The 12,918-nt window shown below is 72.7% G+C and carries 15 protein-coding genes and 1 riboswitch; of the genes, 11 read left to right on the top strand and 4 right to left on the bottom strand.

Going from position 1 to position 12,918, the window contains the following annotated elements:
• Positions 1–57: 57 nt before the first annotated feature.
• Positions 58–942: a septum formation family protein gene (locus tag ACIP9D_RS04350; protein ID WP_350870963.1), complete on the bottom strand. Its 885-nt coding sequence runs from the start codon at positions 940–942 to the stop codon at positions 58–60.
• 254 nt (positions 943–1,196) lie between these two features.
• On the opposite strand from ACIP9D_RS04350, the gene rpe reads away from it, so the two are divergent.
• The 7 genes from rpe (at position 1,197) to ribH (ending at position 7,553) form a co-directional block, all read left to right on the top strand.
• Positions 1,197–1,877 carry a ribulose-phosphate 3-epimerase gene (gene rpe, locus ACIP9D_RS04345; RefSeq protein WP_350870961.1) on the top strand — a complete coding sequence of 227 codons (681 nt, stop codon included), beginning with the start codon at positions 1,197–1,199 and terminating at the stop codon, positions 1,875–1,877.
• Positions 1,771–2,835 (top strand): response regulator, encoded by a 1,065-nt coding sequence (locus tag ACIP9D_RS04340; protein ID WP_350870958.1) that lies wholly within the window; start codon positions 1,771–1,773, stop codon positions 2,833–2,835. Before rpe ends, ACIP9D_RS04340 begins: the two co-directional genes overlap by 107 nt.
• An 80-nt stretch (positions 2,836–2,915) precedes the next feature.
• Positions 2,916–3,086: riboswitch (FMN riboswitch) on the top strand.
• A gap of 168 nt (positions 3,087–3,254) precedes the next feature.
• Entirely contained in the window at positions 3,255–4,316 is a 1,062-nt protein-coding gene (gene ribD, locus ACIP9D_RS04335) for a bifunctional diaminohydroxyphosphoribosylaminopyrimidine deaminase/5-amino-6-(5-phosphoribosylamino)uracil reductase RibD (protein WP_350870955.1), read from the top strand.
• Position 4,317: 1 nt separating this feature from the next.
• Positions 4,318–5,010 (top strand): riboflavin synthase, encoded by a 693-nt coding sequence (locus ACIP9D_RS04330; RefSeq protein ID WP_350870952.1) that lies wholly within the window; start codon positions 4,318–4,320, stop codon positions 5,008–5,010.
• On the top strand, positions 5,010–5,708 hold the full coding sequence (pnuC, locus tag ACIP9D_RS04325) for a nicotinamide riboside transporter PnuC (RefSeq protein ID WP_350870949.1): 699 nt from the start codon (positions 5,010–5,012) through the stop codon (positions 5,706–5,708). The genes ACIP9D_RS04330 and pnuC overlap by 1 nt, the downstream gene beginning before the upstream one ends.
• Positions 5,709–5,784: 76 nt before the next feature.
• Positions 5,785–7,053, top strand: coding sequence for a bifunctional 3,4-dihydroxy-2-butanone-4-phosphate synthase/GTP cyclohydrolase II (locus ACIP9D_RS04320; RefSeq protein WP_350870946.1), 1,269 nt, complete (start codon positions 5,785–5,787; stop codon positions 7,051–7,053).
• Positions 7,053–7,553, top strand: a complete 501-nt coding sequence (ribH, locus tag ACIP9D_RS04315) for a 6,7-dimethyl-8-ribityllumazine synthase (RefSeq protein ID WP_350870944.1) — start codon at positions 7,053–7,055, stop codon at positions 7,551–7,553. The genes ACIP9D_RS04320 and ribH overlap by 1 nt, the downstream gene beginning before the upstream one ends.
• A gap of 24 nt (positions 7,554–7,577) precedes the next feature.
• Here ribH and ACIP9D_RS04310 read toward each other — a convergent pair whose 3' ends face one another.
• From ACIP9D_RS04310 to ACIP9D_RS04300, 3 genes are read right to left on the bottom strand one after another with little or no spacing between them, the layout of a single operon-like run.
• Entirely contained in the window at positions 7,578–8,321 is a 744-nt protein-coding gene (locus tag ACIP9D_RS04310; protein ID WP_350870941.1) for an amino acid ABC transporter ATP-binding protein, read from the bottom strand.
• Position 8,322: 1 nt separating this feature from the next.
• A complete protein-coding gene (locus ACIP9D_RS04305; RefSeq protein WP_350870938.1) occupies positions 8,323–9,168 on the bottom strand; it encodes an amino acid ABC transporter permease in 846 nt (281 codons plus the stop codon).
• Positions 9,165–10,034, bottom strand: a complete 870-nt coding sequence (locus tag ACIP9D_RS04300) for an ABC transporter substrate-binding protein (protein WP_350870935.1) — start codon at positions 10,032–10,034, stop codon at positions 9,165–9,167. Before ACIP9D_RS04300 ends, ACIP9D_RS04305 begins: the two co-directional genes overlap by 4 nt.
• A 198-nt stretch (positions 10,035–10,232) precedes the next feature.
• Here ACIP9D_RS04300 and ACIP9D_RS04295 point away from each other — a divergent pair, with 198 nt between their 5' ends.
• The 4 genes from ACIP9D_RS04295 to infC all read left to right on the top strand — a co-directional run bounded on the left by ACIP9D_RS04295 (position 10,233) and on the right by infC (position 12,913).
• Positions 10,233–10,496 (top strand): phosphoribosyl-ATP diphosphatase, encoded by a 264-nt coding sequence (locus tag ACIP9D_RS04295; RefSeq protein ID WP_350870932.1) that lies wholly within the window; start codon positions 10,233–10,235, stop codon positions 10,494–10,496.
• 46 nt (positions 10,497–10,542) lie between these two features.
• Positions 10,543–11,388, top strand: a complete 846-nt coding sequence (hisG, locus tag ACIP9D_RS04290) for an ATP phosphoribosyltransferase (RefSeq protein WP_350870929.1) — start codon at positions 10,543–10,545, stop codon at positions 11,386–11,388.
• A gap of 54 nt (positions 11,389–11,442) precedes the next feature.
• Positions 11,443–11,916: a PH domain-containing protein gene (locus tag ACIP9D_RS04285; protein ID WP_350870926.1), complete on the top strand. Its 474-nt coding sequence runs from the start codon at positions 11,443–11,445 to the stop codon at positions 11,914–11,916.
• Between the two features lie 346 nt (positions 11,917–12,262).
• Positions 12,263–12,913, top strand: a complete 651-nt coding sequence (infC, locus tag ACIP9D_RS04280; RefSeq protein WP_350870923.1) for a translation initiation factor IF-3 — start codon at positions 12,263–12,265, stop codon at positions 12,911–12,913.
• Positions 12,914–12,918: the final 5 nt, after the last annotated feature.

The raw sequence follows: 12,918 nt of genomic DNA, 5'->3' as shown, positions 1-12,918 counted from the left end.
TCCACCGGCGATCGTCGACCGGTTGCGCCACGGCGCAGCAGCATACGGCACCGGCGCTCAGATCGCGGGCAGTCCCTGCGGGCCGACTCCGCGCATCGACCGGGTCAGCTTCCGGTCGTCGCTCCACAGGAAACAGCGCACCCCCCGGTCGCCCTCCTCCCACTCCCGCTTCGACGGTGGGTAGTAGATGGATCCCGCCCGGTAGGGCAGGTCGCTGTTGTTGGGTACCGCGGCGAACGCGGCGATCAGCGCCATGCAGCGCCGGTGCGCCTGATCGGGCGCGGCGGTGAACTGCGCCCAGCTCATGTCCCGCTCGACGTAGACGCCGACGAACTCGGCCCGGTGCGGTTCGGTGCAGAGCACCGGCGCCATGTAGTTCAGGTTCTCCCCGATCAGCTTCGGGTCGAAGCAGCGGTGGATCAGCGGCGAGTCGCCGATCATCGCCCCGCGCAGGCTGCCGGTGCGGTTGACCGGGCGGGTGTTGTCGATGCTGTCGGTCTCGCTCAGGTCGCAGCGGAACCAGCGGGCCCCGGCGTCCCACGCCGTGGCGGTGGGGAGCGCGATGTTCAGGGTGAGCCGGGCGGAGTGCCAGTCGCCGCCGAGCACCTCGCGGGCCCGCTGGTCGCACTCGGCCCGTGCGGTGCGCAGCGCCGACGAGCCGGGCTCCGGCCGGGGACCGGCGGGCAGTCCGCCGATCGTGCCGACGTGGATGGCTTCCGCCAGGTGGTTGCGGGAGCAGGCCACCGTCTCGTAGGTGCTCGCCTGCACGACCGGGGTGATCCGGGGCAGGCAGGTGTCGGTGGCCGGGACGAAGAGCGCCGGGGCCCGCATCGCCGGCCAGTCGTCCACCAGGTCACCGTCGGCGCCGTGTGGTTGCAGGCAGCCGGCCAGCAGGACCGTCGCCGCGCCGGCAAGCGCCAGCGTCCCTAGCCACCGTCGCATCGTCCGCCCTTCCCGGAAGCCGGTGACCTCCCCGCCCGGCCGGTCGCACCCCGCCGGCGGTGGAGCACGCCCGTCACCGTCCCTGTTGGAGTCTCGTCGGGTTCCCGTCGTTCGGCCAGTCGCAAATGTCTCTTCGTCCGGAAACGTCGGTCCGGACCGGCCAATTCTGCACCACTGGTCACTGCTGGGTCACAGCGCGTCTCCGGTGGTGCGGTGGTGCCGGCGGCGGATCGCCACGTTCGTACACTGGCCCCGTGACCGTACCGCCGCCGATCGTCGCGCCGAGCATCCTGGCCGCCGATTTCGCCCACCTCGCCGATGAGGTCCGTGCCGTCGAGAACGCCGCGGACTGGTTACACGTCGACGTGATGGACAACCACTTCGTACCGAACCTGACCATCGGGCTGCCGGTCGTGCAGAGCCTGCGGGCGGTGACCCAGATCCCGTTCGACGTGCACCTGATGATCGAGGATCCGCGGCGCTGGGCCCCCGGCTACGCCGACGCCGGGGCGTACAACGTCACGTTCCACGCGGAGGCGTGCGACGACCCGGTGGCGCTGGCCAAGGACCTCCGCTCGGCCGGGGCGAAGGCGGGTCTGGCGATCGACCGGGACACCCCGATCGAGCCGTACCTCGACCTGCTGCCGAGCTTCGACACGTTGCTGATCATGACGATCAAGGCCGGCTTCGGCGGGCAGCGTTTCCTGCCGCAGCTGCTGGAGAAGGTCAGCGCCGCCCGCCGGCACGTGGCCGCCGGCCACCTCGAGCTGCGCATCGAGGTCGACGGCGGGATCGCCGCCGACACCATCGAGCAGGCCGCCGCGGCCGGTGCCGACGCCTTCGTGGCCGGCACCGCGGTCTACGGCGCCGACGACCCGGCCGAGGCGGTACGCCGGCTGCGGGCACTCGCGGAACGCGCGATCGCCGGGGCCTGAGGTGGACCCCGCGCAGGAGCGCCCGGACGTCATCCTGGTCGTCGACGACGACGCGGACATCGCGCGCTTCGTCGAGTTCAACCTGCGGCTGCACGGCTTCGAGGTGATCCACGCCAGCGACGGCCAGGAGGCGCTGGAGGTGATCGAGCGGCAGCGGCCCGACCTCGCCGTGGTCGACCTGATGATGCCCCGGATCGACGGTCTGGAGCTGACCCGGCGGCTACGCGCCGACCCGATGACCTCCGCCCTGCCGGTGATCATGTTGACCGCCAAGGGGATGACCGTGGACAAGGTGCACGGGCTCAGCGCCGGCGCCGACGACTACCTGGTCAAGCCCTTCGACACCGCCGAGTTGGTCGCCCGGGTCAGCTCCACCCTGCGGCGCAACAAGGAGTTCCGGGAGGTCTCCCCGCTGACCGGGCTGCCCGGCAACAGCCGGATCCGGCGGGAGATCGCCGACCGGGTGCGCAGCGGGTCGGACTACGCGGTCGGCTACATCGACATCGACCGGTTCAAGAGCGTCAACGACCGGTACGGCTTCGTCCGCGGCGACGACTTCATCTCGGCGCTGGCCCGCAGTCTGCACCGGGCGGTGGTCTCGGTGGGGCTGCCGCCGGCCTTCCTCGGGCACGTCGGCGGCGACGATTTCGTGATCGTCTGCTCCCCGGACCAGGTCCGGCAGCTGACCTCCCGGGCGGTGGTCGACTTCGAGAAGGCCGCCGACACGCTCTACGACCCCAACGACCGGGAGCGCGGTTTCGTCGAGCTCAAGGACCGGCGCGGGAACATCCGCCGGGCCGCGCTGGTCACCCTCTCGATCGGGGTGTCCCTGTCCGCCGCCGACAAGCGCTTCACCGACCCGCTCGAGGCGATCGCGGTCGCCAGCGAGATGAAGACGGTGGCCAAGAGCCAACCCGGGTCGTACGTCGCCGTGGACCGGCGCCGCGGCGTCACATGATCGTGGCGCTCTGCTGTGAAGTAGCTCGCCTCGGTGGCACCACCCCCCGCTCGGCGTGTAAGACTTCCGGTGTACCCACCACGCGCTGGCGGGACTCGGTGTAATTCCGAACCGGCGGTGATCCACAGCCTGGCTGTGGTCAGCCCGCGACCCGGACGGCTCTGCCGCCCGGTGGACCTGGTGAGAACCCAGGGCCGACGGTTGGGGGCGGTTCGTCCGCGCCCAGAAAGTCCGGATGGGAGACAGCGCGCGGGACGGACGGGTCCGAGCCGACCGCTGGCTTCAGCGTGCCGTGCCGACCCCCCCGGGGCGGCTGTGCCGTTCCCGGAATCCGCCGCCGCACGTCCGCGGCCCCATGGCCGCCGCCTCCCTGACCGCCCGCGCGTGCAACGGCGAGTGAGAGGGCAGGGTCACCGGCGATGACGAGCGTCTCCGTCGACGAGGCGATGCGTCGTGCGATCGAGCTGGCCGCGCGCGGGCTCGGCACCACCAGCCCCAACCCCGTGGTCGGCTGCGTGCTGCTCGACGCCGGCGGCGAGGTCGTCGGCGAGGGCTTCCACGCGTACGCCGGCGGGCCGCACGCCGAGATCGTCGCGCTCGCCCAGGCCGGTGAGCGGGCCCGGGGCGGCACCGCGGTGGTCACCCTGGAACCCTGCGACCACACCGGTCGCACCGGTCCCTGCAGCCTCGCCCTCATCCAGGCCGGGGTGGCCCGGGTGGTGATCGCCGTACCGGACCCGAACCCGGTCGCCTCGGGCGGCGCGGCCACGCTGCGCTCCGCCGGGGTCCGGGTCGACGCCGGCGTGCGCCTCGACGAGGCCGAGGCCGGGAACGTCGCCTGGCTGACCTCGATGCGCCGGGGCTGGCCGTACGTGATCTGGAAGTACGCGGCGACGCTGGACGGCCGGTCGGCGGCGGCCGACGGGACCAGCATGTGGATCACCTCGGAGGCGGCCCGGATCGACGTGCACGCGCTGCGCGGCACCGTGGACGCGGTGGTCGTCGGGGTGGGCACCGTGCTCGCCGACGACCCTCGATTGACCGCCCGTAACCTGCGCGACGGCAGCCTGGCCATCCGGCAGCCGCTGCGAGTGGTGGTGGACAGCGCCGGGCGTACGCCCGACGACGCGCGGGTCCGCGACGGCGCCGCCCGCACCTGGATCGCCACCGCCAAGGAGGTCGGCGCCGGCCCGGACGGCGGGGTGGACCTGCCGGCGTTGCTCGCGGCGCTGCACCAGCGTGGAATCCGCGCGGTGCTGCTGGAGGGCGGACCCCGGCTGGCCGGCGCGTTCCTCGCCGCCGGGCTGATCGACAAGATCGTCGGCTACGTCGCGCCGCGGCTGCTCGGCGCCGGACCGGCCGCGTTGGTCGACGCGGGTGTGAGCACCATCGCCGAGGCCATCGATCTGGAGTTCATCGACGTTACGCAGATCGGTCCGGATCTACGGATCACCGCGCTGCCCCGAAAGAGGGAGGGCTGACATGTTCACCGGCATCGTCGAGGAGTTGGGCGAGGTCGTCCAGGTGACGGCCACCGCGGGCGACTCCGCGCTGGTCGCCGTCCGCGGCCCGCTGGTCACCGCCGACGCCCGGCACGGCGACTCCATCGCGGTCAACGGCGTCTGCCTGACGGTGGTGGACGTCGACGGCGGCATCTTCACCGCCGACGTGATGGGCGAGACGCTGCGCCGCTCCGCGCTGGGCGCGTTGCGCGCGGGTGACCCGGTCAACCTGGAGCGGGCCGCCACGCTGGGCAGCCGGCTCGGGGGGCACCTGGTGCAGGGCCACGTGGACGGCGTCGGCGAGGTGCTCTCCCGGGAGCCGGCCGAGCAGTGGGAGACGCTCCGGTTCCGGCTGCCCGACGCGCTCGCCCGGTACGTGGTGGAGAAGGGCTCGATCACCGTCGACGGCGTGTCGCTGACCGTCGCCGGCGTCGGACCGGACTGGTTCTCGGTCGGCCTGATCCCGACCACGCTGAAGCTGACCACGCTGGGTGCCCGCGGCGTCGGTGACCCGGTCAACCTCGAGGTGGACGTGCTCGCCAAGTACGTCGAGCGGCTGCTCGGCGACCGGGCCGTCGGCTCGCCGAGCGGGCCCGACGCTGCGGCGGCGGACGCGGCTCCCGCGCAGGCCGGCGCGGTGGACGGCGCCGCGCCGGTGGGCGAGGTGGCCTGATGGGCCCGCTGCACTGGCTGCTCGACACGCAGGTGAGCGTCGCCGGCTCGCCGGTGCTGCTCCGGGAGATCGTCGGCAACGTCTTCGGGCTGGCCTCGGCGGTGCTCGGCCTGCGCCGGGTGGTCTGGGCCTGGCCGGTCGGAATGGTCGGCAACGCGCTGCTGTTCACCGTCTTCCTCGGCGGGGTGTTCGCGACCCCGCAGGCGCACGACCTGTACGGGCAGGCCGGTCGGCAGGTCTTCTTCTTCGCCGTCAGCGTCTACGGCTGGTGGCGCTGGTCGCGTACCCGCCGGCTCGGCGTGGTGCCGGACCGGGGCGCGGTGGCGCCGCGCTGGGCCACCGGCCGGGAGCGGCTGGCCCTGCTGGCGGCCGCCGCGCTGGGCACCGCAGCCGCGTACCCGCTGCTCGCCGCGCTCGGCTCGTGGGGGCCGTTGCCGGACGCCTGGATCCTCGTCGGCAGCCTGCTCGCCACCTACGGCATGGCCCGGGGCTGGGTGGAGTTCTGGCTGGTCTGGATCGCGGTGGACGCGGTGGGCGTGCCGCTGCTGCTGCGCGGCGGGTTCTATCCGTCGGCCGCCATGTACCTCGTCTACGGCGCCTTCTGCGTCTGGGGCTTCGTCAGCTGGTGGCGCACCTCGCGGGTGCTGCGACCGGCCCGCACCCCGATCCCGCCCACCTACACGGAGGCTGTGGCATGAGCGAGCGTAGCGAGCGAATCATCAGGTCCAGTCCCTTGGTGCCTCATGACGGCACGGAGCGAAGCGGAGTGCTGGCATGAGCATTTTTGCGACCATCGAGGAGGCGTTGGCGGAGATCGCCGCCGGCCGGCCGGTCGTCGTGGTCGACGACGCCGACCGGGAGAACGAGGGCGACCTGATCTTCGCCGCAGAGCTGGCGACGCCGGAGCTGCTCGCGTTCATGGTCCGCTACACCTCGGGCTACGTCTGCGTGCCGCTGACCGAGAGCGAGGCCGACCGGCTCGACCTGCCGCCGATGCACCACACCAACCAGGACCGGCGGGGCACCGCGTACACGGTGACCGTCGACGCCCGGGAGGGGGTCAGCACCGGCATCTCGGCGGCCGACCGGGCGCACACCATCCGGCTGCTCGCCGACCCGACCACCGGGCCGACCGACCTGGCCCGTCCCGGCCACGTGGTGCCGCTGCGCGCCCGCGAGGGCGGGGTGCTGCGCCGCGCCGGTCACACCGAGGCCGCCATCGACCTCACCCGGCTGGCCGGCCTGCAGCCGGCCGGCGTGCTCTGCGAGCTGGTCAACGACGACGGCACCATGATGCGCCTGCCGGACCTGGAGAAGTTCTCCGCCGAGCACTCGCTCACGCTGGTCACCATCGCCGACCTCATCGCCTACCGGCGGCGGACCGAGAAGCAGGTCGAGCAGGTCGCCGACGCCCGGATGCCGACCGAGCACGGGGTGTTCCGGGCGCTGGGCTACCGCAGCGCGCACGACCCGGCCGAGCACGTCGCGATGGTCTTCGGTGACCTTGGCGACGGGCAGGACGTGCTGGTGCGGGTGCACTCCGAGTGCCTGACCGGCGACGTCTTCGGCTCGCTGCGCTGCGACTGCGGCCCCCAGCTCGACGCCGCCCTGGCCCGGGTGGCTCGCGAGGGGCGCGGCGTGGTGCTCTACATGCGCGGGCACGAGGGACGGGGAATCGGGCTGCTGCACAAGCTGCAGGCGTACCAGTTGCAGGACCGGGGCCGGGACACCGTGGACGCCAATCTGGACCTCGGCCTGCCGGCCGACGCCCGGGACTACGGCACCGGCGCGCAGATCCTCTACGACCTCGGGGTGCGGTCGATGCGACTGCTCACCAACAACCCGGCGAAGCGGGCCGGCCTGGAGGGGTACGGCCTGACCATCACCGGCCGGGAGGGGCTGCCGATCCGCCCGCACCCGGAGAACGTCCGGTACCTGCGCACCAAGCGGGACCGGATGGGGCATCTGCTGGACGAACTGGACGAGGTCACCGAGGCGCCGGCCGCCCGGCTGGCCGCCGGTGACGAGATAGGAGCGAAGTGATGGCGGGATTTGGCGAACCGGCGACGGCCCCGGTGGACGCGGCCGGGTTGACCGTCGGCGTGGTCGCTGCCCGGTGGCACGGCGAGCTGACCGATCACATGCTCGACCGGGCGATCGCCGCGGCACAGGCGTGCGGCGCCCGGGCGGTGGTGGCCCGGGTGGCCGGCTCGGTCGAGCTGCCGGTGGTGGCCCAGGCCCTAGCCCGCCGCTGCGACGTGGTGGTCGCGCTCGGCGTGGTGGTCCGCGGTTCCACGGCGCACTTCGACTACGTCTGCCGGTCGGTGACCGACGGGCTGACCCGGATCGCGCTGGACGAGGGGAAGCCGGTGGCGCACGGCGTGCTCACCGTGGACACCATCGAGCAGGCCCGGGACCGGGCCGGGCTGCCGGACTCGGCGGAGGACAAGGGCTGGGCGGCCACCGTGGCCGCGCTGGACGCCGCCCTGGCGATCCGGGGCGTGGCGTCGAGCAACGGCCAGCGGGTCGGCTTCGGCGGCTGACCGCCCGCCGGCCGGCTCGTACGGTCAGAGCCGGCCGGCTTCGATGATCCGCTTGAGGAACTGTCGGGTCCGTGGCTGCGTCGGGTCGCCCAGCACCTGGGCGGGCGGCCCGGCCTCCACCACCCGCCCGCCGTCGAGGAAGCAGACCTGGTCGGCGACCTCCCGGGCGAACCCCATCTCGTGGGTGGCCAGCACCATCGTCATGCCGTCCGCCTTCAGATCGCGGATCATGGTGAGCACCTCGCCGACCAGCTCCGGGTCGAGGGCGGAGGTCACCTCGTCGAGCAGCATCAGCCGGGGCGAGTTCGCCAGCGCGCGGGCGATGGCCACCCGCTGCTGCTGGCCGCCGGAGAGCCGGTCCGGGTAGGCGTCCGCCTTCGCGCCGAGCCCCACCCGGTCGAGCAGCTCCCGGGCCTGCGCCTCGGCCTCGACCCGGGCCCGCCGGTGCACCCGCGTCGGGGCGAGCGTGATGTTCTGCAACACCGACAGGTGCGGGAAGAGGTTGTAGGACTGGAAGACCATCCCGATCCGCCGGCGTACCCGGTCCGGGTCCACCCGGGGGTCGGAGATCTCCTCCCCGTCCAGCTCGATCACCCCGTCGTCCAGCTCCTCCAACAGGTTGACGCAGCGCAGCAGGGTCGACTTGCCCGACCCGGACGCGCCGATCAGAGCCACCACCTGGTGCTCGTCGACGGTCAGGTCGAGGTCGTCGAGGACCACGTGGTCGCCGAACTCCTTGCGCAGTCCCCGGCAGGTGAGCAGGGCCATGTCAGCCTCCGGACTGGCGTCGGGCCGAGCGCAGCGTCACCCAGTCGGTGACCGCGATCAGCGGGATCGCGAGCAGCACGAACAGCACCCCGGCCACGATGTACGGGGTGTAGTTGAAGGTCTCCGCGGTGGCGATCTGGGCGGCGCGTACCGCGTCGATCGGCCCGGCCAGGGAGACCAGCCCGACATCCTTCTGCAGCGCCACCACGTCGTTGAGCAGCGGCGGCGCGACCCGCCGGACGGCCTGCGGCAGCACCACGTGCCGCATGGTCTGCCGGTAGGTCAGGCCCAGCGAGCGGGCCGCGGCGAGCTGGCTCGGGTGGACCGACTCGATGCCGGCACGGAACACCTCGGCCAGGTAGCCGCCGTAGGTGAGCACCAGCGCCAGCCCGCCGAGCACCAGCACCGGCGGCATGCCCTGCAACCGCAGCCCGGGCACGCCCAGGGTGAGCAGGTAGAGCACGATGATCAGCGGCAGGCCGCGGAAGGTGTACGTGTAGCCGGTCGCGAGCGCCCGGACCGGAAAGAAGACCGGCCCGCGTAGCGTCCGCAGCAGCGCGATCAGCAGCCCGAGCAGCAGCGCTCCGGCGGCGCAGCAGACCAGCAGCCGTAGGTTCAGCCAGAGCCCGGCCAGCACGTCCGGCAGGGCGTCGCGGGCGATCGCCGGATCGAGGAACGACTCACGGACCCGCTCCCAGCCCGGCGCGCCGGTGACCGCGACGACGAGCAGCGTGCCGAGCACCGCCGTGGAGGCGGCGGCGATCAGCACGCTGCGCGTCGTCTGACGACGCCGGTACGCGGCCCGGCGCCGCTGGGCCACCGAGGGGGTGTGGTGCAGCAGGCTCACCGGAGTTCGGCCGCCCCCGCCACCTGGGCGAGCCACTTCTGCTCCAGTTGGGTGAGCGTGCCGGCCTCGGTGAGTTGGCCGACCGCGCCGCTGACGCAGCCGGTGAGTGGGGAGCCCTTGTCCAGCAGCAGCCCGAACGCCTCCGGGGTGCCGACCTGCGGCACCTGCCCGACGATTGTCGCGTCGGTGAGTTCCGCGCCGGTGATGTAGAACGCGGTCGGCAGGTCCACGACCAGGCCGTCGAGCTGGCCGTTCTGCAGGGCCTTCTTGGCGTCGTCGTTGCTGTTGTAGACCTGCGGCGCGACCGTCGGCTTGATCACGTCGGTGATCGCCTGGTAGCTGGTCGTGCCGACCTGGGCCCCGAGCTTGGCGTCGCGCAGGTCGGCCAGCGCGGTCCTGCCGGCGATCTTCGACGACTTCAGCGCGATCACGGTCTGCCGCACCAGGTAGTAGGGGGCGGAGAAGTCGACCGCCTGCTTGCGTTCCTCGGTGATGGAGAACTGGTTGATGTCGAAGTCGAAGTTCTTCGGGCCGGGGGCGATGGCGGTGTCGAACTTGACCCGGGTCCAGGTGACGTCCGCCCGGGCGTAGCCGAGCTTCTCCGCGACCGCGTACGCCACGGCGGCCTCGAAGCCCTCGCCGCTCTCCGGCTTGTTCTCCCGGAACCACGGCTCGTACGCCGGCTCGTCGGTGGCGATGGTGAGCTTGCCCGGGGTGCGGGTGCGCAGGCTCTCCTTGTTGCAGGAGGCCGCGCCGCTGCTGGCGGTGTCGGTGGGGGATTCGTCGTCCTGCGGCGCGCAGCCGGCGACCGCGAGCAGGGCGGCGGTGGCGGCGGTGAGCGCGACGGTACGTGAGCTGCGTCCCATGGCGGACAGCGTAGGACGGGCGCGGCGACGTTCCGAAGGGTGTCCCACCAACTAGGTAGGGAATTGTCGCCGGAACGATGCGGCTCCGTTGCCGGGCGGCGGCGCCCGCCGGCGGGCGCTCGCCCGGCCGGTCCCGCTGGGTGAGCGGGATCTGACCCGGCGGAGCCGGGCCGTCGGGGCGGCTGGAAGAATCGCGGTGTGAAGACGTTCGAGGAGTTGTTCGCCGAGCTGCAGGCCAAGGCCGCCGCCGGCACTCCCGGCTCGGGCACGGTCGCCGCGCTCGAGCGGGGCGTGCACTTCATCGGCAAGAAGGTCGTCGAGGAGGCGGCCGAGTCGTGGATGGCCGCCGAGCATGAGGGTCGGGAACGGGCCGCCGAGGAGATCTCCCAGCTGATCTATCAGACCCAGGTGCTGATGCTCGCGACCGGTCTGGAGCTCAAGGACGTCTACCGACATCTGTGAGTGCGCCCCGTCGTTGATCTGAATCGACTGCAAGGAGCACTCCGTCATGCTGCGTGTCGCCATCCCCAACAAGGGCACTCTGGCCGAGCCGGCCGCCCAGATGCTGCGCGAGGCGGGCTACCGCCAGCGCACCGACCCGAAGGACCTGGTCTGCCGGGACGAGCCGAACGACGTCGAATTCTTCTATCTGCGCCCGAAGGACATCGCCACCTACGTCGGCTCCGGTGACCTCGACCTCGGCATCACCGGCCGGGATCTGCTGATCGACTCCGGCGCGCCCGCCGAGGAGGTGGTGGACCTCGCCTTCGGCCGGGCCACCTTCCGCTTCGCGGCCCGCCCCGACGCCACCGACTCCGTCCAGGAGCTGGGCGGGCACCGGATCGCCACCGCGTACCCGGGGCTGGTCGAGCGGCACCTCGCCGAGCTGGGCGTGAAGGCCGACGTGATCCGCCTCGACGGGGCGGTGGAGAACGCCGTCCGGCTCGGCGTCGCCGACGTGGTCGCCGACGTGGTGGAAACCGGCGCGACGCTGCGCCAGGCCGGGCTGGTGGTCTTCGGCGAGCCGCTGCTGCGCTCGTCGGCGGTGCTGGTCCGCCGGGCCGACGCGCCGGCGCACCCGCAGGCGGCGCAGCTGCTGCGCCGCCTGCACGGGGTGCTGGTGGCCCGCCGCTACGTGATGCTCGCCTACGACGTGCCGGCCGGTCTGCTGGACCGGGCCAGCTCGCTGACCCCGGGCATCGAGTCGCCCACCGTCTCGCCGCTGCACCGGGAGGGCTGGGTCGCGGTGCAGGCCATGGTGCTCCGCGACGACGTGCACCGGATCATGGACGAGCTCTACGAGCTCGGCGCCCGGGCCATCCTGGTCACCAACATCCACGCCTGCCGGCTCTGAGCCGGCCCGTGTGGCGGTGACCGGCCCGGCGGGGCCGGATGGCAGACTGGTGGGGTGAGTGAACCCGAGCTGATCCGCCTCCGGCCCCGCCGTATCCGGGTGGTCTGCTGGTCCTCGGCGGCCGTCCTGCTGGTGGTCTTCACCGCGGTGGCCACCTCGCTCAGCGGCCCGACCGGGAACGGCTACGGCACCTTCCAGCGCGGCGACCAGATCGCCATGGTCGGCCTCGGCGTCCTCGGCGCGCTCGGCTTCCTGCTCTTCACCCGGCCCCGGGTCGAGGCCGACGCGCGGGGGGTCCGGGTGCGCAACGTGCTCGGCTCCTACGAGCTGCCGTGGGAGGTCGTCCGGGGGGTCCGCTTCGACCGGGGCGCCCCGTGGGCCAGCCTGGAGCTGCACGACGACGACCTGCTGCCGATCGTCGCCCTCCAGGCCGCCGACAAGGAGCTGGCCGTCGAGGGCGTCCGCGCCCTGCGCCGGCTGCACCAGGCACACCTGGCACGGCTCGGCGAGGGCGCCACCGGCCGCTGACCCGTCCCGTTCCCGCCCGGTTTGGGGGTGAGTCGGCGCAGGGTGTAGTGTTGTCGAGTCGACCAGGCTGTCTTCTCGTGCGAGCAAGTCCGCACGTGACCCGGCAGCCATGAAAGTGGAGCGCCTGCTCCCACCCGCGTCGCCACCACGGTGGCCGGGTCCGGTCCCCGGTTCCGGGCACGTCCCGGCACCGGATGCGCGATCCTGTGATCGTGCCGACCGGTCGAGCGGGCCCTGGCATGTGCCGGGGCCTTCTGCTTTCCGGCTCGGCTCCCACCCGGGGGCCGCGGGGTCGGCACAGAGCAGACACTCGACTCGAGGAGGCCCCATCAGCGTCGAACCACGCGTGAACGAGCAGATCCGGGCACGTGAGGTCCGACTGGTCGGCCCCGAGGGTGAGCAGGTGGGCATTGTCCCGCTGGAGCGCGCCCTTCAGCTGGCCGCGGACGTCGATCTGGACCTGGTCGAGGTTGCGCCGATGGCGCGCCCGCCGGTGTGCAAGCTCATGGACTTCGGCAAGTTCAAGTACGAGAGCGCACTCAAGGCGCGCGAAGCGCGGCGTAACCAGCAGCAGACCGTCATCAAGGAGATGAAGCTCCGGCCGAAGATCGACCCGCACGACTACGAGACCAAGAAGGGTCACGTGGTGCGGTTCCTCAAGGCGGGCGACAAGGTCAAGGTGACGATCATGTTCCGCGGTCGCGAGCAGAGCCGCCCGGAGCTGGGTTACCGGCTCCTGCGCCGGCTCGAATCCGAGATCACGGACCTGGGATACGTCGAGGCCGCTCCGAAGCAGGACGGCCGAAACATGATCATGGTTCTCGCTCCGCACCGGGCCGTCAAGGCCTCCGCGGTCGCCGCCACGGCGTCCCGCGGTGGGCCCCGGGACCGGGCCGCGGACGAGTCCGCCGCTCCGGCAGCCGGCGAGACCCCGGCGACCGGCGAGACCGCAGCAGCCGGTGAGACCGGCGCAGTCGCCGACAACAGCGGCGAGTAACAGGG

Origin of the sequence: Micromonospora sp. NPDC093243 (assembly GCF_044753725.1) — a bacterium.
In the GTDB taxonomy this organism is placed as follows: domain Bacteria; phylum Actinomycetota; class Actinomycetes; order Mycobacteriales; family Micromonosporaceae; genus Micromonospora.
This window is presented reverse-complemented; position numbering and strand designations above follow the sequence as displayed.